Origin of the sequence: Poseidonibacter lekithochrous (genome assembly GCF_018861145.1) — a bacterium.
Classification (GTDB): Bacteria; Campylobacterota; Campylobacteria; order Campylobacterales; family Arcobacteraceae; genus Poseidonibacter; species Poseidonibacter lekithochrous_A.
This window is the reverse complement of the sequence record NZ_JAHKQT010000017.1, coordinates 13899-31240: the sequence shown is the minus strand read 5'-3', so window position 1 is coordinate 31240 and position 17342 is coordinate 13899. Positions and strand designations below refer to the sequence as shown.

Annotated in this window: 16 protein-coding genes; 7 read left to right on the top strand and 9 right to left on the bottom strand. The window is 28.3% G+C overall.

The features are described from left to right. Positions 1-51: 51 nt before the first annotated feature. The 9 genes from KO488_RS05990 to accB all read right to left on the bottom strand — a co-directional run bounded on the left by KO488_RS05990 (position 52) and on the right by accB (position 10422). Positions 52-1119 (bottom strand): TRAP transporter substrate-binding protein, encoded by a 1068-nt coding sequence (locus tag KO488_RS05990; RefSeq protein WP_216057887.1) that lies wholly within the window; start codon positions 1117-1119, stop codon positions 52-54. Beyond that, entirely contained in the window at positions 1103-1747 is a 645-nt protein-coding gene (gene bluB, locus KO488_RS05985) for a 5,6-dimethylbenzimidazole synthase (RefSeq protein ID WP_216057886.1), read from the bottom strand. Before bluB ends, KO488_RS05990 begins: the two co-directional genes overlap by 17 nt. After that, on the bottom strand, positions 1748-2050 hold the full coding sequence (locus tag KO488_RS05980; RefSeq protein WP_216057885.1) for a hypothetical protein: 303 nt from the start codon (positions 2048-2050) through the stop codon (positions 1748-1750). A gap of 57 nt (positions 2051-2107) precedes the next feature. Next, positions 2108-3898, bottom strand: coding sequence for an asparagine synthase (glutamine-hydrolyzing) (gene asnB / locus KO488_RS05975; RefSeq protein WP_216057884.1), 1791 nt, complete (start codon positions 3896-3898; stop codon positions 2108-2110). 8 nt (positions 3899-3906) lie between these two features. Continuing rightward, on the bottom strand, positions 3907-4812 hold the full coding sequence (locus tag KO488_RS05970) for an AEC family transporter (protein ID WP_303572115.1): 906 nt from the start codon (positions 4810-4812) through the stop codon (positions 3907-3909). 117 nt (positions 4813-4929) lie between these two features. After that, positions 4930-6510 (bottom strand): inorganic phosphate transporter, encoded by a 1581-nt coding sequence (locus KO488_RS05965; protein WP_228319043.1) that lies wholly within the window; start codon positions 6508-6510, stop codon positions 4930-4932. 293 nt (positions 6511-6803) lie between these two features. Further along, the gene (locus tag KO488_RS05960; protein ID WP_216057883.1) at positions 6804-8354 is read right to left on the bottom strand and encodes a DEAD/DEAH box helicase; all 1551 of its coding nucleotides are present in this window, start codon (positions 8352-8354) and stop codon (positions 6804-6806) included. A 241-nt stretch (positions 8355-8595) separates the two neighbouring features. Then, entirely contained in the window at positions 8596-9948 is a 1353-nt protein-coding gene (locus KO488_RS05955; RefSeq protein WP_216057882.1) for an acetyl-CoA carboxylase biotin carboxylase subunit, read from the bottom strand. Positions 9949-9960: 12 nt separating this feature from the next. Next, positions 9961-10422 (bottom strand): acetyl-CoA carboxylase biotin carboxyl carrier protein, encoded by a 462-nt coding sequence (gene accB / locus KO488_RS05950; protein ID WP_216057881.1) that lies wholly within the window; start codon positions 10420-10422, stop codon positions 9961-9963. A 186-nt stretch (positions 10423-10608) separates the two neighbouring features. Between accB and KO488_RS05945 the strand changes: the two genes are divergently transcribed. The 7 genes from KO488_RS05945 (at position 10609) to KO488_RS05915 (ending at position 17267) form a co-directional block, all read left to right on the top strand. Then, positions 10609-11049, top strand: coding sequence for a deoxycytidylate deaminase (locus KO488_RS05945; protein ID WP_216057880.1), 441 nt, complete (start codon positions 10609-10611; stop codon positions 11047-11049). Positions 11050-11052: 3 nt separating this feature from the next. Then, the gene (locus KO488_RS05940; RefSeq protein WP_228319042.1) at positions 11053-11631 is read left to right on the top strand and encodes a class I SAM-dependent methyltransferase; all 579 of its coding nucleotides are present in this window, start codon (positions 11053-11055) and stop codon (positions 11629-11631) included. 62 nt (positions 11632-11693) lie between these two features. Continuing rightward, positions 11694-12443, top strand: a complete 750-nt coding sequence (locus tag KO488_RS05935; RefSeq protein WP_216057879.1) for a (Fe-S)-binding protein — start codon at positions 11694-11696, stop codon at positions 12441-12443. Then, the gene (locus tag KO488_RS05930) at positions 12440-13813 is read left to right on the top strand and encodes a lactate utilization protein B (RefSeq protein ID WP_216057878.1); all 1374 of its coding nucleotides are present in this window, start codon (positions 12440-12442) and stop codon (positions 13811-13813) included. Before KO488_RS05935 ends, KO488_RS05930 begins: the two co-directional genes overlap by 4 nt. Continuing rightward, entirely contained in the window at positions 13806-14393 is a 588-nt protein-coding gene (locus tag KO488_RS05925; protein WP_216057877.1) for a LutC/YkgG family protein, read from the top strand. The genes KO488_RS05930 and KO488_RS05925 overlap by 8 nt, the downstream gene beginning before the upstream one ends. Before the next feature lie 25 nt (positions 14394-14418). Then, positions 14419-16620 (top strand): ABC transporter substrate binding protein, encoded by a 2202-nt coding sequence (locus KO488_RS05920; RefSeq protein ID WP_216057876.1) that lies wholly within the window; start codon positions 14419-14421, stop codon positions 16618-16620. A 2-nt stretch (positions 16621-16622) separates the two neighbouring features. Beyond that, positions 16623-17267, top strand: a complete 645-nt coding sequence (locus KO488_RS05915) for a response regulator transcription factor (protein WP_216057875.1) — start codon at positions 16623-16625, stop codon at positions 17265-17267. The last annotated feature ends 75 nt before the right edge of the window (positions 17268-17342 follow it).

Sequence of the window (17342 nt, the reverse complement as noted above, 5' to 3'; positions counted from 1 at the left end):
TTAAAGAAGAGTTAAAAAAAGGAGCCAAGAGATTAGCTTCCTTTTTTATAATTATAAATTATCTTTTAAATATAAATAATCAGACATTTTTGTCCATTCTCTTACTTTTTTTTGATAAGCATCTTGAGAATCTAAAATCTCTTTTAACATAGGACTTTCATTTCCAAGTTCAACTCTTAACTCTTTATTTACTTTCTTCATAGCATTCATAACAGGAATTGGTAAAGTTTTAATTTTAATATTTGCTTGTTCTTTTTTCATCTTATCCCAAGCTTGCGCGCTCATATCATAATGTTGAATATACATATCGTATGCAGATACTCTCATTGCAACTATCATAATTTGTTGTAAATCTTTTGGTAATTTATTAAACTTCTTTTTGTTTATTAAAAATTGCATTTCAGAAGCAGGTTCATGCCAACCTGTGTAATAATATGGTGCAATTTTATGAAATCCCATTTTAATATCCATTGCAGGGCCAACCCATTCTAATGCATCAATAGTATTTCTATCAAGTGCAGTATAAAGTTCACCTGGAGCAATATTAGTAACTTGAACTCCAAGTTTAGCCATGATTTCACCTGCAAAACCAGGGATTCTCATTTTTAAACCTTTTAAATCATCAAGTGTTTTGATTTCATTTCTAAACCATCCACCCATTTGTACACCAGTACTTCCTCCAGGAAAAGATAAAAGACCATGTTTAGAGTAAACTTTTTGCATTAACTCTAAACCACCCCCATAATAAAACCATGCATATTGTTCAGGTGCAGTTAAACCAAAAGGCATAGAAGTAAAAGGTAGAGTATTAATATCTTTACCTTTCCAATAATAAGATGCACTATGACCAATATCATACTGCCCACCTTTAACCATATCCAGAATTCCTAAAGGAGCTTTATGTTTATTAGAACTATCAACTCTAATCATTAATCTTCCCTGAGACATTTCTTCTGCAAGTTTTGCCATATTAGTAGCAGCATCAATTAATGGTGTAGTAGTTTTACTCCAAGTTGTTGCCATTTTTAATTTGTATACTTTTTCTTTTGCCTGAAGGCTTATACTCATTGCAATTAAAAGTACAGAGGTAACTCCTAATTTACTAATTGTTCTCTTCATTTTCTTCCTTTTTTAAAATTAATTTACTTAATTTCTTTTTCTTTTTCCAACCAAGTTTTTTTAATTCAGGTTCATCAAAAAACTCTTTTGTATACCCAAAACATAAATATGCAATAAATTTATGCTCTTCTTTTTTCATATCAAAAATTTTATTTATCTTTTTAGGCTTTAATATAGAAACCCAACCCATCCCTATATTTAATGCACGAGCTGTTAACCACATATTTAAAATTGCGCATACAACAGAGTATTCTCCTGTTCTTTTCATATATGTTTGTCCTAAAATATCTTTTTTACTTTTTTTATAATAAACAGCAATATTGATATTGGATTCTTTAATTCCTTCCAGTTTTAAAGAGTTATAAATTTTTCTATCTTTAAATTTTACTTTGCTTTTATCATAAGATTTTTTAAAATGTTTATATACTAATTCTTTTTTTTCTTCATCAACAATTACAAAACGCCAAGGTTGAGAGTAACCAACAGAAGGTGCATTTTGTGCAGAGTTTAAAATCTTTAAAAGTTTTTTTTGTGATATCTTTTTATTTATAAAATTATTACCTCTAACATCACGTCGTGAAGTAATAATCTTATTTAGTGTAGTTTGATCTTTCTTTTTAAAAATCATTTATATTGAAAAATCGTGTAAGTCTTTGAATAAAAAAGCTTCAATAATTTCATCAATGCTTTTTTGAGTAGGAGCAACTAAAGCAATTATTCCTTCATCCATAAATGGCCAAACATACTCTTGGTCATTTATAACAACTACTGCATCAATCCATTCTAAAATATCTTCTCTTCTATCTACAAATTCAATACTAGCTATTTTACCGCCGTCTAATTTTACAAAAGCCCAAGATTTATTTTCTTCAATTGAAGCAATAACACATTCATCTCTAGAAGTTGAATCAACTGGTATTAATACTGTCATATAATCCTCTTTAAAATATTATAAGTTATATAAGTTTTGATTTTACAATTTTGTTTCTTAAGATATATACTCTTTTTTAAACCACAAAGAAAATATAAATAAAGAATAAAAATGTTGTTTAAATTTTCTTTGTAAAGAGAGTTCATAAATATGCCTAATATACACTTCATTAAATAATTTAGTTGTATTATTTACATCAATTACTATATCTAGTATTGAATTTCCATATTCTTCATTTAACCATTCGTTAAAGGGTGAATTAAAACCTTTTTTTGTTCTATTTATAATAGTTTCAGGTATATATTTAGCTGCAATTTTTTTTAATAAATATTTATTAGTATTTCCAACTTTTATAGAAGATTCAATTGAGAACATATAATTAACTAAATTAAAATCTAAAAAAGGAGTTCGAACTTCAAGTGAATTTCTCATAGAAATTCTATCAACTTTGGATAAAAGTGATTCTCCTAGCCATATTTTTAAATCAATATAACTCATCCAATCAACTGGATCATTTTTAGGTTTCTCAGTTTTATAACTTGGTACTTTAGAAAAAAGTTTCTTTCTTTGTATATCAGTATAAATCTCGCCAAATGAATTATATAAAGTTTGCTTTTTTACAATTCGTCTTAAATATTCACTCTCTTTAGTGTTGTTTTGTAAGGCAGAAATTATTGTATTTAAAAACTCATTTTGGCCACTTGATAGTGTCTTTTCAAACTCATAATATTTTAAAAACTTAGCATAGTTATCATAACCTAAGAATATTTCATCACTTCCTTCCCCTGATAAAACAGTTTTTATTCCACTTTGATGAATTCTTTGGGATAAAATATTTAAAGGAATAGCCGCACTATCACCATGAGGTTCTTCAAGTGCATCTAAAGTATCATGAAAGTTATCTATATACTCTTTTTTGCCAATTATTACTGGATGATGATTTGAATTAATATGTTTTGCAGTTATTTTCGCATAATCTAACTCACAATAGTTTTTATATTCGTCATAACCAACTGAAAAGGTATTTATTCTTTTTCCTGATATTTTTGTATAAAGTGCAGAGATTAATGAACTATCAATTCCCCCACTTAAAAGTGAAGCAACTTCAACATCTCCAACTAATCTACTTTCTACACTTTTAAATAAAAGCTCTTCTATATCTTTTAAAGCAATACTTTCATCTTTAATTTTTTTATAGGTGTTTATTTTATAAAATCTTTTTTTAACTAACTCATTTGACTTTAAAGGCTCATATGTAAGATAAGTAGCAGCTTCTAGTTTTAATATATTTTGATAAAAAGTATCTTCTCCATAAGAAACAAAATATTGTAGGTATTTATTTACAGCTACTTTATTTAAATTGGGTTTTTTATCAAGTAGTTTTAGTATAGATTTAATAGAAGAAGCAAAGATAAACTTATTATTTTTAAAATAGTAAAAAAATGGTTTCTTCCCATATCTATCTCTTGCACAAAAATACTTCTCTTTTTTCATATCATAAAGGCAAAAAGAAAACATTCCATTTAATTTATTTAAAAAATCTGTTTCATATTTTTGATAAAGTCTTATTATAACTTCAGTATCAGAAGCAGTTTTACACTCTAATTGCTCATCAATTATTAACTGTTTATAGTTATAAATCTCACCATTAAAAACAATCAAAATATTATCAAAAACCATAGGTTGATTAGCTTCTTGGTCTAAGTCAATAATTGCTAATCTTGTATGTCCAAACTCTTTCTCATTAATTTTTACACTTTTTTGATAGTCCGGTCCTCTATTATTTAAAAGTTCAAGAGATTGCTTGAAGTTATTTGATAAAAAATTTGTACCTAATATTCCACACATAATAAAACCTATTTAATAAAATATTCAATAATTTGAATATAAGGATATAAGAAAACAACAAAGATTATAGATGATATTAAAATTGAAGCGGTAACATCATAGGGTTTACAGTTATATAAAGCAGCTAAATTCACATTATTAACTGCAAGTGGTACCATTAGCTCCATAATTAAAATAGAGGCCACATAAGCGTTTAAATTAGTAAAATACAATATTACAAAAATACCAAATAATGGTAAGAAAATATGCTTAACAAAACTTATATGTAAAGATGAATACCAAGGCATGGCTTTTATTTTTATTTTTGATAAATACATTCCGAAAATTAATAGCTGAATAACCATAGAAGCATATGCTCCCATTTCAAGTGCAGTATATATATTTTTATTTATTCCCACACCGCTATAATTAACCAATAAAGCTAAAAAAGCAAACCAAATTCCAGGTATTTTTAGAATTGAAAAGATTGCTTCTTTTAGTGAAAATTGCTCTCTTGCAAAAAAATAAACAGAGAAAATATAAATAAAGAAAATATTTGCAATATTTATAATACTTGTATAAGGTACAGAAGCCATACCAAAAAGTGCAATTCCCAATGGAATTCCAAGGTTTCCTGTATTTCCAACTAAAGCAGTTGCTAAATATATAGATTGGTCTTGTCTTGTTTTAAATATTTTTTTATTAACTAACAGAAGTATTACCAATGAAATTAGAACAATTGCCAAATAAACTAAAGGCGAGGCAATAAAAGCATAATCAATAGGAGCTTTAGTTAATCCCCAAAATATTAAGATAGGTTGAAAAAAGTAAAGAGATAAAAGAACTAAAGTTCTTTCATTAATTTGCTCATCAAAGATTTTTTTAGCGGTAAAACCTAATAAAATAAAAAAATAAATTGGTAATACAGATAAGATAGCTTCGATTGGAAAATTCCTATTTTTTTGGTGATTTTATCATAAAGTAATAAAATCTTTCAAATAGAATTTTTAGTTTCTTGATATTAAGAGTGTAATACTCAAGGAAATTACTCCTTAAGCCATCACACCTTTAATCATAAAAAATACAGCAGCAGATAAAATAGCAGCAGCAGGAACAGTTATAACCCATGCAGCAATAATCTTTTTAACTGCATCTCTTTTAACATATTTAATACTTTTAGCTTCTTTAACATCTTTCTTCTCTTGCTTAACAATATCTTGTTTTTCATCAATACTTTTATAAAGTTCAACAATTCGTACATAGTTAGATTTAGATTTAGATTCAATTTTTTCTAATTCATTAAGTTCTTTAGTCATAGAATCAAGTTCTTTTTTATGCTTTTTAAACTTTTTTCTTAAACCTTGTAAGAATCTAGTTTCATTTGAATCTAAATATTCTCGTAAAAATCCAACTCCGAATACTCCACCAACTGCAATATGTGTTGAAGAAACAGGAAGTCCAAGCTGTGAAGCAATAATTACAGTAATTGATGCAGCCATGGCAATAGCATAAGCTCTCATTTGATCTAATTCTGTAATTTCAGAACCAACTGTTTTAATAAGTTTTGGACCATATAAAGCAAGTCCTACTGCAATTCCTAAAGCTCCAACAGCCATAACCCAAAAAGGAATAGCAACTTTTGAAGAAACTCCTGAATTCACAACAGCGTCATTAATTGCGGCAAGTGGTCCAATAGCATTTGCAACATCATTTGCCCCATGTGCAAATGATAAAAGTGCAGCTGCGAAAATTAATGGTATTGTAAATAAAGTATTCACTCCACCTCTAGAATTCTCAAGTTTTTTAGCAGCTTTGGCTATTAATGGTTTTATAAGAAAATATGTAATTATAGCAATTACTAAAGCAATAAGAGAAGCAGAAAAAAACTCTAACTTAACTAGTCTTTTAAAACCTTTTAAAATAAGATATGTAGAAAAAGCCCAAGTCATTACTGCAATTAAATAAGGAACAACAACCTTAGCAGAGTTCACCATATCTTTTTTATAAACAATCTTAGTTTTTATGAAATAAAGAAAAGCCGCGGCAATTATACCACCTAAAACAGGAGAGATAACCCATGAAGAAGCAATTTTTCCCATTGTTCCCCAATCAACAATACCAAACCCAGCAGCAGCAATTCCTGCACCCATTACACCGCCAACAATTGAGTGAGTTGTAGAAACAGGAGCTCCAATAGATGTAGCAAAGTTAAGCCAGAGTGCTGCTGATAATAAAGCAGCTGTCATAGCCCAAATAAATATTTGAGGATCTGAGATTAAATCAGGATTAATAATCCCTTTTTTAATAGTATTTACAACATCTCCACCTGCTACAAAAGCACCTAAGGCTTCAAATGTTGCTGCAATTATAATTGCCCACATCATTGTCATAGCTTTTGAACCAACTGCAGGTCCAACATTATTTGCTACATCATTAGCACCAATATTCATAGCCATATAAGCCCCAAATACAGCACCAATAATTAAGAATGTACTATTAGGAACATCTCCATGAGAGTTATATGACCATAAAAATACAACTACCATAAAAAGAAGAGCAAGTGAAAGTTTAGCAAAGCTAGAAATTGATTTTTCTGTTGCCTTATCTAAAGTATCGAAAGTTTTAATATCCAAAGGAACCCTTTTATAAACATTTAATTGTTTTATATCGCTAGCATTTTAATAGAAAATTCCTTTTCAAAGCTTTAATTATACTTAATATATTTATAGATAATCTATTTAATTTATTATAAAAGACTATATATTATTCTATATGAATTCAAATATTTCCATTAAAAATGAAATAGTAAAAAGTAAAAGTATTGAGTAAAAAGTAAAAGTATTGAGTAAAAAGAAGTTATTTGGAGTTTATTAAGCTTTGAGTTATTTATTAAGTTAATTTAGAAGTATTAAAAATAGAAGAGAGATTAATCTCTACTTCTATTTCTATCGCCTGATCGACCTTCTGATCTACCACCAGAACGACCGTCAGATCTTCCACCACCTGATCTACCATCAGATCTTCCACCAGAACGACCATCAGATCTACCACCGCCAGATCTTCCGCCTCGTGAACCACCTCGATTTCCACCTCTGTATCCACCTCGTGAACCACCTCGTCCACCACGTCCTCTATCATCTCCACCGCCTCTTTGAGCGTTTTCGATTAATCTTTTGATATCACTTTCAGATTTACCAATTGAGTCGTTACCTTTTACATAAGTAGAAGAAGCAACCATTGAAGCTAATTTAAATGCAATTGTTGAAATATCAAATTCTTCTTTTAATTCTTCAACTAATTCTAAAGCATAATCTTTAATATCTTGCTCTTTAATTTTTTCTTTTAAATTAGATACTTTTTTTACTTTTACTGAATCAATATTTGGAACTATCTTACCTTCAAGTTTAGTACCAATATTTTTTTCAATTTTTTGAAGCATTCTAAATTCATGAGGAGTTACAATTGAAACTGCAGCACCTTCTTTTCCTGCTCTTCCTGTTCTTCCGATTCTATGTACATAAGATTCAGAATCAAATGGTAAATGATAGTTAAATACGTGAGAAACATCATTTACATCTAGTCCACGTGCTGCTACATCTGTTGCAATTAAAATTTCTAATTTAGATGATTTAAATGCTCTAATACATTCTTCTCTTTGTCTTTGCTCCATATCACCATGAAGACCTTTAGCCATAAATCCTTGAGAAACTAAGAAAGTTGATAATCTATCAACTTCTTTTTTTGTGCGACAGAAAATAATTGATTTTGTAGGGTTTTTGAAATCATATAATCTAATTAGAGCATCATCTCTTTCTCTTTCATCTACAACATAATATGTTTGTTTAATCATTGCATTAGTTACATCTTTTTTAGTTAATGTAACAAATTCTGGTTCTTTTAAAATTGTTTGAGCAAGTCTTTTGATAGCTTGAGGCATAGTTGCTGAGAATAATAATGTTTGTCTTTCATTTGGCATGAAAGTAAAGATTTCTTTAATATCATCTAAGAATCCCATATCAAGCATTTCATCAGCTTCATCTAAAATTACATAAGAAGGATCAATTTTAATTTTTCCACCTCTTAATAAATCTAAGAATCTACCTGGAGTAGCAACAATAATTGAAGCTCTGTCAATATTTCTTAATTGCATTGAATAAGATTGTCCACCATATACAGTAGCTGTATTAAAGTTTAAGTTCTTACCAAATCTAAATAATTCATCTGATACTTGCATTGCAAGTTCTCTTGTAGGAACAATAACAACAGTTTCAACGCCTTTTTGTCCCTTCATCATGTTAATAACTGGAAGTCCAAATGCAGCAGTTTTACCTGTACCTGTATGTGCTTGTCCTACCATATCTTTACCTGCTAAAACAATAGGAATTGCTTCTTGTTGAATTGGACTTGGTTCTTTGAAGCCTGCGTTGTCGATTGCTTTTTGTAACTGTTCTTTAAAATTAAAATCGTTAAAAGTCATTTTTTACCTTAGTATGTATTTATAAAATTGATACACACGTTTATATAAGTTGGATTTAATCCCATTAATGCACGAATAACGTACTTCTAATCTTGTAAAATTTAGTTAGATTATCAAAAGTAAATCTTTGAAGGTCTTATTATCAAAGTTGAATGGGTATATATATGTGTATAATTTTGCGGATTATAGCTAGTTTAATATAAATTTAAGCTTTAAAGGAATAGGAATTAATCCTATTTCTTTAAATATCATCAAGTGATTTGTAGTTTTCTAAGTATTTTGTGTCGTAATTATTTGTTATAAAGTCTTCATTTTCCATCATTTTTTTATGGAAAGGAATTGTTGTTCTAATTCCTTCAACTTCAAACTCATTTAAAGCTCTTTTCATAATATTAATAGCTTTATTTCTATCTCTTCCCCAAACAATAAGCTTTCCAACCATTGAATCATAATATGGAGGCACAACATATCCAGCGTAAAGATGGGAATCTACTCTTACATTTCTTCCACCAGGAACCATCCATTGTGTTACTTTTCCAGGACTTGGTAAAAATGAATTTGGATCTTCTGCTGTAATTCTTACTTCAATAGCATGACCTCTAAATTTGATTTTTTCTTGAGGTGGTAATTCTTCACCTTGAGCAACTTTAATCATTAACTCAATAATATCAATCCCACTTACCATTTCAGAAACGGGATGCTCAACTTGAAGTCTTGTATTCATTTCCATAAAGTAAATATTTTGCTTATCATCTGCTAAGAATTCGAAAGTTCCTGCACCTTCGTATTTAAGGTATTTTGTTGCATCAACAGCAACTTTATGTAAGTGTGCTCTTGTTTCATCATTTAATAAAATAGCTGGTGATTCTTCAATAACTTTTTGATGTCTTCTTTGTAAAGAACAATCTCTCTCACCTATATGAATAGCATTACCGTGAGAATCTCCAATAACTTGAACTTCAATATGTCTTGGGTTATTAATAAATCGTTCTAAATACATAGTACCATCACCAAAAGCTGCAAGTGCTTCAGAAGAGGCTGCCATAAAAAGTTGATCAAAATCTTCTTCTTTATTAACAAGTCTCATTCCTCTTCCACCACCACCAGCAGATGCTTTAGCCATAATTGGATATCCAATTTCAGCTGCAACTTTTCTACCTTCTTCTAATGAATGAACTGCACCATCAGAACCAGGTACAACAGGAACTCCAGCTTTAATCATTTCATTTTTAGCTTTAGATTTATCAGCCATTTTTTCCATTACTTCAACAGAAGGACCAATAAATTTAATATTATGAAGTTTACAAATTTCTACAAAGTCTTGGTTTTCAGATAAGAAACCATAACCTGGAAAAATTGCATCACAACCTGTCATTTCTGCAGCAGTTATTAATGCAGGAATATTTAAATATGAATCAGCAGATTTAACCCCACCAATACAAACAGCTTCATCAGCATGTTTTAAATAAGATGCATTTTTATCACCAGCAGAATAAACTGCTACTGATTTTTTACCCATTTCTCTAATAGTTCGAATAGCTCGTTGAACTATTTCTCCTCTATTAGCAATTAGTATTTTTTTTATTTCAGCCATATCAAGCTACTCTTAAATTTTTTCTACAGTAAAAATAGGCATATCAAATTCAACAGGATCACCATCTTTTACTAACATTTCAATAATTTTACAGTCAAATTCTGCTTCAACTTCATTCATAATTTTCATAGCTTCTAAAATACATAGAGTTTGACCTTTTTTAACTGTATCTCCAACTTTAATAAATGTAGGGGCTTCAGGTGATGGTGAAGAATAATATGTACCTACCATTGGAGAATCAATTGTAATTCCAGAAGTTGCAGCAGGTGCAGTAGTAACAGCAGTTGCTGTAGTAGTTTCAGATGCAGTAACAGCAACAGGTGCAGCAACAACAGGCGTAGAAGAAGTTACAACAGTCCCACCTTCAAATCCTGTTTGCATAGATATTTCAAATTCACCATCTTTAACTTTTAATTTGTTTAATTCACTTTTATCAAATACTCTTATTAATTCTTTGATTTCTTTAAAATCCATAGTTAGCCTTTTTAATGTTATTCAAATTTTCAACATATTATCACAAGTTTAATTATAATTTTATTTTTACAAAAATAAATAAGCTTAATTTAAGTTAGCAAGAATAATTTCAAGCTTCATTTTCATTAAATACCAATACAAACCATCTTTTGCTATAATTTCAAAAAATTTAATAAAGGCACGGAAATGTTAAAAGAGCAAACATTTATAAATATTGCAAAAGAAATTGCAAGTGCTTCAAAATGTGTATCAAAACAAGTAGGTGCAGTTATTGTAAAAGATGGAAGAATACTTTCTACTGGTTACAACGGAACTCCAACTGGATTTACAAACTGTAGTGATCATTGGAATGGAGAATATACAAAAGATCATCATGATTGGTCGAAAACTTATGAAATTCATGCAGAGATGAATGCAATTATTTGGGCAGCAAGAAAAGGTATAAGTATAGAAGGAGCAACAATATATGTAACTTTAGAACCTTGTAGTGAGTGTTCAAAAAATTTAATCGCAAGTGGAATAAAAAGAATAGTATATGATAAAGCTTATGAACACACTAATTCAGAAATAATCTCAAAATTTCTAAAAGATAATAATGTAATAATAGAACAAATTGGTAATTGCTAATCTATGGCTAATATTGGATATAAAAACAATACTCAATTTTATAAAAGAGTTATAAAAAGATATGGAATAAGTGCAAGAGGTGTTCATTGGAACTGTGAAGAATCTCAATATTTAAGATTTGAAATATTAACAAACTTTATCAAAAATAATATAAAAGACTATGTAATTGTAGATGCAGGTTGTGGTTTTGGTGAATATTATAACTATTTATATGATAATGATTTGAAGCCAAAAGAATATATTGGTATTGATTGCGAAGAACAAATGATAGATCCCGCATCAAAAAGGTTTTTAAATACAAAATTTGTTTTAAAAAATATTCTTGAAGATAAACTTCCAGCTGCTGATTATTATATATGTAGTGGAGCTATGAATACTTTAGATGAAAAAGAAGTTTTAACATTTATAAAACGTTCATACAAAGCTTCTAAAAAAGGTTTCATTTTTAACTTTTTAAAAGAAGATTTATTAAGTAATGTTTCTATGAATATAGTTCTTAGTTTCTGTAAAAGTATCTGTTCAAATATAAGTATAGAAGATACTTACTTAGAAAATGATATTTCATTTTTTTTAAAAAAATAAAATATCATACCTATTTCATATATAAACTATAAGATTATTCAATTAGTTTTAAAGGAGTCTATATGAAAATAGGTCTATTTATCCCCTGTTTTATGAATGAACTGTACCCAGACATTTGTAAATCGACATATAAAATACTAAAGCAACAAGGTTTAGATGTTGATTACCCTCTAAATCAAACATGTTGTGGTCAACCAATGGCAAACTCAGGATGCTCAAAAGATGTTGAAGTATTAGCAAAACAATTTGTAAAGACTTTTAAAGATTATGATTATATTGTTGCACCTAGTGGCTCATGTGTTTCAATGGTAAAAGAGCATTATGCTCCTTTTTTTAATAACGATAAAGACTATAATAAGGTAAAAGCCTCTATTTATGAAGTATGTGAATTTTTACATGATATTGTAAAAGTTGAAAACCTAAGTTTTGATAAACCTTTTGCTCATAAAGTAGGTTTACACAATTCATGTCATGGGCATAGAGTTTTAAAACTTGCAACGGCAAGTGAACTTAATGTTCCTTATAACTCTAAATTAAAAAACTTACTTCAAAAAGTTCCTCAAATCGAACTTGTAACTTTAAAAAGAGAAGATGAATGCTGTGGCTTTGGTGGAACATTCTCAGTACAAGAAGAAGATATTTCAATTGCTATGGGAAAAGATAGAATAAAAGATCATTTAGATTCAAATGCCCAAATTATGACAGGTGCAGATATGTCTTGCTTAATGCATATGGATGGGATTATAAATAGAAATAATAATCCAATAAAAGTAAAACATATTGTTCAAATCCTATTAGGAGAAGAATTATGAGTACAAATCATGCACAAAATGCAAAAGAATTTGTTGCAAATGATGAGAGAATGCATTGGCATGATCAAGCATTATGGTTTGTTCGTGAAAAAAGAGATTTAGCTTCTAAATCCATTCCTGAATGGGAAAATTTACGAGAGCTTGCGGCACAAATTAAATCACATACTATGGCAAATCTTGATAAATATCTTTTAGAATTTGAAGAAAATGCAATAAAAAAAGGTATAAAAGTACATTTTGCTAGTGATGCAAAAGAGCATAATGAAATTGCATATAAAATACTTCAAGAACACAAAGTAACAAAATTAGTTAAATCAAAATCTATGCTTACAGAAGAGTGTCATTTAAATCCATATTTAGAAGAGCGTGGTATAGAAGTTATTGATACAGATTTAGGAGAAAGAATTGTTCAATTAAGAAATGAACCGCCTTCTCATATTGTATTACCAGCAATCCATTTGAAAAAAATGGATGTATCTGATACCTTTCATAAGCATTTAGGCACAGAAAAAGGAAACGATGATCCTACATATCTTACACGTGCTGCACGAGCTAGTTTAAGAAATGATTTTCTAAGTGCACAAGCAGGAATGACAGGTGTAAACTTTGCAATTGCCCAAACTGGAGGGGTTGTAGTTTGTACAAATGAAGGGAATGCTGATATGGGAGCTTCTGTACCCAAACTTCATATTGCTTCAATGGGGATTGAAAAAATAATTCCTAGGTTAAAAGATTTATCAGTATTTACAAGATTACTCGCAAGATCTGCAACAGGGCAACCGATTACCTCTTATACTTCGCATTTTCATGGGAGTATTGAAAACGGAGAAATGCATATTATTATTGTTGATAATAAAAGAAGTGAATTTTTAAGTTCAGAAAAATATAAAAAAGCATTAAACTGTATTAGATGTGGTGCTTGTATGAATACATGTCCTGTTTATAGAAGAAGTGGTGGTCACTCTTATGAATATGTAATTCCTGGACCAATTGGTTCAATTTTAGGATCTGTAAAAGAGCCTGAAAAACACAATACTTTACCATTTGCTTGTACTTTATGTGGTTCATGTACAAATGTATGTCCTGTAAAAATTGATTTAGATTCACAACTTTATGCAAGAAGACAAGACTTAAGTGAAATGAATTTAATTGATTCAAAAAAGAAAATGGCTATGAAAGTAACTGCATGGTTAATGACAAAACCCAAACTATTTGATTTTGCAGGAAAAATGGCTAGAAAAATTGTACCAAAACTTCCTAATTCACTTGTTTATAATAAAGCTAATGCATGGGGAAAACAAAGAGATATGCCAAAAATGGCAGAGAAAAGTTTTAAAGAAATGTTTGAACAAGGAGATTTAGATGACTAGTAAAGAAAAAATATTAGAAAACATCAAAAAGAATAATGTAGTTATAGATAGTGAACTACCTTCTTATGAAAACTTTGGGATAACTTTTGAAGATAAGTTTGAAAAGTTTTCTACTATGATTGAAAGTGTAGGGGGAAAAGCTTTAAAAATTGATAAAAAAGACTTAGATAAAACAGTACAAAATCTATATAAAGATGAGAAAATAATATCTTCAAATGTGGAAGGTTTTACTTTAGGAAACTTCGATTCAAATAAAGAAGAAGATCCTCATAATCTAAGAAATATTGATGTAGCTGTAGTAAAAGGAAATTTTGCTGTTGCAGAAAATGGTGCTATTTGGATGAGAAATGAAGATAATAGACATAGATCTTTATATTTTATTGCACAAAATATTGTAATAGTAATTGATGAAAAAGAAATTGTTTCAAATATGCATCAAGCATATGAGAAAATAAATTTCGAAAATGGTGGTTATGGAGTATTTATTTCAGGTCCTTCAAAAACTGCAGATATTGAACAATCTTTAGTTATTGGAGCACATGGACCAAAATCTGGTTATGTAATTTTTACTAAATCTTGATATAATGGCTAAATAGAGGATTTATATGAAAAAAATAATACTATTTAGCTTACTTTTTATTACATTTCTTTTTGCAAATAAACCAAAAGAAGTATTATTACTTCACTCGTATCATAAAGGATATATTTGGAGTGATGATATTTCTAAAACTATCGAAAAGAATTTTGAAGAATCAATAGGTTCTGAGAATATTGAATTAACCACTGTATACATGGATACAAAGAGGGTTGCAGATCCTAGCTATATTGATCAATTAGCAAGACTTTATAAACAACAATTCAAAAAAAGAAACTTTGACTTAGTAATTGTTAGTGATAACAATGCCTTTGAATTTGTTATTAATTATCATACTTATTTATTTGAAAATTTGCCTATTCTTTTTTGTGGAATAAATAATTTTGATAAAGCTTTTTTAGAACAAAATTATATGAAAAAATATATGACAGGTGTTGTTGAACAAGTAGACTTAGAAAAAAACTTTGAACTAATAAAAGACTTACATCCAAACTTAAAAAAACTACTCATCATAAATGATACTTCTAGAACAGGTTATGCTGTAAAAAGAGACTTAAGACCAATTATTAAAAAGTATAAAAAAGAGTTTGAAATAGAATATATTGATAACCTAGAAATAAATGAAATTACAAAAAAAGTTTCAACACTAGGAGATGACACAGCAATTTTATTTGTATTGTTATTTAAAGATACGACAGGAAAGTATTTTACCTATAAACAAGGGTTTAGAGAAATAAGAAAAGTTAGTAATGTACCTATTTATGGTCTTTGGGATTTTTATTTAAATAATGGAATGGTTGGAGGATTATTAACTTCTGCAATAGGACAAGGTGAAGCTGTTTCAAAGATGGCTATTGATCTTTTAAAAGGTAAAAAAATATCTGAAATACCAATCATAGATAAATCTCCAAATGAATACATCTTTGATAACAATGAACTTGAGAGATTTAATATAGATCTTACAAAACATCTTGATGATTATATTATAATAAATGAACCAAGCTCACAATATAAAGAAGCAACAAAAATTCTTATTTTAGCCATAGTTATTATTATGGTTTTAAGTATTATTGTAATTACTTTAAGAGCAAATATTCAAAGAAGATTAAAAGTTGAACTAGCCTTATCTAATAGACTAGAGTTTGATAAAGTACTACTTGATACTATCCCAAATCCTATTTATTATAAAAATATTGATGGTAAGTTTTTAGGATGTAACTTAGCTTTTGCAAACTTAGTAAATGAAGAAAGAAATAATGTTATAGGTAAAACAGCCTTTGACTTTTTTACAAATGAAGTAGCATCCAAAAATACAATTATTGATAAAGAATTACTAAAGACTTTTTCTACATCCACTTCAGAATTCACTTTTTATACAGTCACAAATCAAATGAAACATATTATTTTAAATAAAGCAGTTTATAAAAATATTGATGGAACAGTTGGTGGGATTGTTTGTATTATGGATGATATTACAGAACGTGTTCAACAAAAACAATTTTTAATACAACAAAGTAAACTAGCTGAAATGGGTGATATGATAGCTGCAATTGCACATCAATGGAATGAACCATTAGTAGAATTATCTGCATTAGTTCAAGATATTCAAACTTCATATTTACTAAATGAATTACAAGATATGGAAGTAAATGATTTTGTAAAAGATTCAATGGTTCAAATTCAATATATGTCTAGGACATTAAATGATTTTAGAAACTTTTTAAAACCATCTACAAAAAAAAGACTATTTTCTATTTCAAAATCATTGAATGATATTAATGAAATAATAGGGAAACAAGTATTTTACTCCAATATAAAAATGAGTTTTAATTATAAAAATGAAAATGAAGAACTTCTTATTTACGGTTATGAAAATGAGTTTAAACAAGTACTATTAAACTTAATTAATAATGCAAAAAATAAAATCATTGAAAAACAATTGGATGATAATCAAAAAGGTAATATTGATATTACTATTCAAAGATGTGTTAATTATAATACAATTGAAATAAGTGATGATGCAGGGAAGATAGATGAACAGATTATACATTCTATTTTTCAACCATATTTTACAACAAAAACAAATGGAACGGGATTAGGTCTTTATATGGCTAAGGTAATTATAGAAGATAAGATGAGAGGAACTATTACTGTACGTAATGATGATGAAAAGGTAATATTCTCAATAAAATTACCTCATAAAAGGCTTTAAAAATGAAGATTTTACTTTTAGAAGATAATAAAAAATTAAATGACACAATTACAAAAAGATTAAAGATAAAAGGTTATAAAGTTGAATCATGTATAGATGGATCAGATGCAATTGAAAAAATTGGTGATGGATTCAGCTGTTTTATTTTAGATATAAATGTCCCGAATATTGATGGAATTAAAATATTAAAAAAAATTAGAGAATATTATGATGAAATACCTGTAATTATAATATCTGCAAGTGTAGAACTTGATGATATTAAACAATCATATGACTTTGGATGTAATGATTATTTAAAAAAACCATTTTTTATAGATGAGTTAGAAATAAAAATAGAAAAATTGTGCAAAATACAAGACGATTTAATTCATTTTGATAAAGATTGCCACTTTGATTATAAATCATCTTTACTTGTAATAAATAAAAAAGAGCAAAGACTTACTAAAAAAGAAAGACTACTTATGAATCTCTTTTTAACTAAAAGAAATCAAGTTTTATCATATGAAGCAATTGAAAATTACGTTTGGGAAGGAAAGTTTGCTTCTTTAGAATCAATTAGAAGTTTAATAAGACGTCTAAGAAAGACTTTAATTGAAGATTATATTCAAACTGTTGTAGATACTGGGTATATTTTTAAAACAAAGTAAAATTTACATAATATCATTGAAAATATCATATGATTTTCATTTCTAGTAGTTAGAATTAATAATAACAAATCTAAG

Coding starts and splice junctions, on each gene's coding strand:
- KO488_RS05990 (WP_216057887.1), bottom strand. CDS start 1,119: ATGAAGAGAACAATTAGTAAATTAGGAGTTACCTCTGTACTTTTAATT.
- bluB (WP_216057886.1), bottom strand. CDS start 1,747: ATGATTTTTAAAAAGAAAGATCAAACTACACTAAATAAGATTATTACT.
- KO488_RS05980 (WP_216057885.1), bottom strand. CDS start 2,050: ATGACAGTATTAATACCAGTTGATTCAACTTCTAGAGATGAATGTGTT.
- asnB (WP_216057884.1), bottom strand. CDS start 3,898: ATGTGTGGAATATTAGGTACAAATTTTTTATCAAATAACTTCAAGCAA.
- KO488_RS05960 (WP_216057883.1), bottom strand. CDS start 8,354: ATGACTTTTAACGATTTTAATTTTAAAGAACAGTTACAAAAAGCAATC.
- KO488_RS05955 (WP_216057882.1), bottom strand. CDS start 9,948: ATGGCTGAAATAAAAAAAATACTAATTGCTAATAGAGGAGAAATAGTT.
- accB (WP_216057881.1), bottom strand. CDS start 10,422: ATGGATTTTAAAGAAATCAAAGAATTAATAAGAGTATTTGATAAAAGT.
- KO488_RS05945 (WP_216057880.1), top strand. CDS start 10,609: ATGTTAAAAGAGCAAACATTTATAAATATTGCAAAAGAAATTGCAAGT.
- KO488_RS05940 (WP_228319042.1), top strand. CDS start 11,053: ATGGCTAATATTGGATATAAAAACAATACTCAATTTTATAAAAGAGTT.
- KO488_RS05935 (WP_216057879.1), top strand. CDS start 11,694: ATGAAAATAGGTCTATTTATCCCCTGTTTTATGAATGAACTGTACCCA.
- KO488_RS05930 (WP_216057878.1), top strand. CDS start 12,440: ATGAGTACAAATCATGCACAAAATGCAAAAGAATTTGTTGCAAATGAT.
- KO488_RS05925 (WP_216057877.1), top strand. CDS start 13,806: ATGACTAGTAAAGAAAAAATATTAGAAAACATCAAAAAGAATAATGTA.
- KO488_RS05920 (WP_216057876.1), top strand. CDS start 14,419: ATGAAAAAAATAATACTATTTAGCTTACTTTTTATTACATTTCTTTTT.
- KO488_RS05915 (WP_216057875.1), top strand. CDS start 16,623: ATGAAGATTTTACTTTTAGAAGATAATAAAAAATTAAATGACACAATT.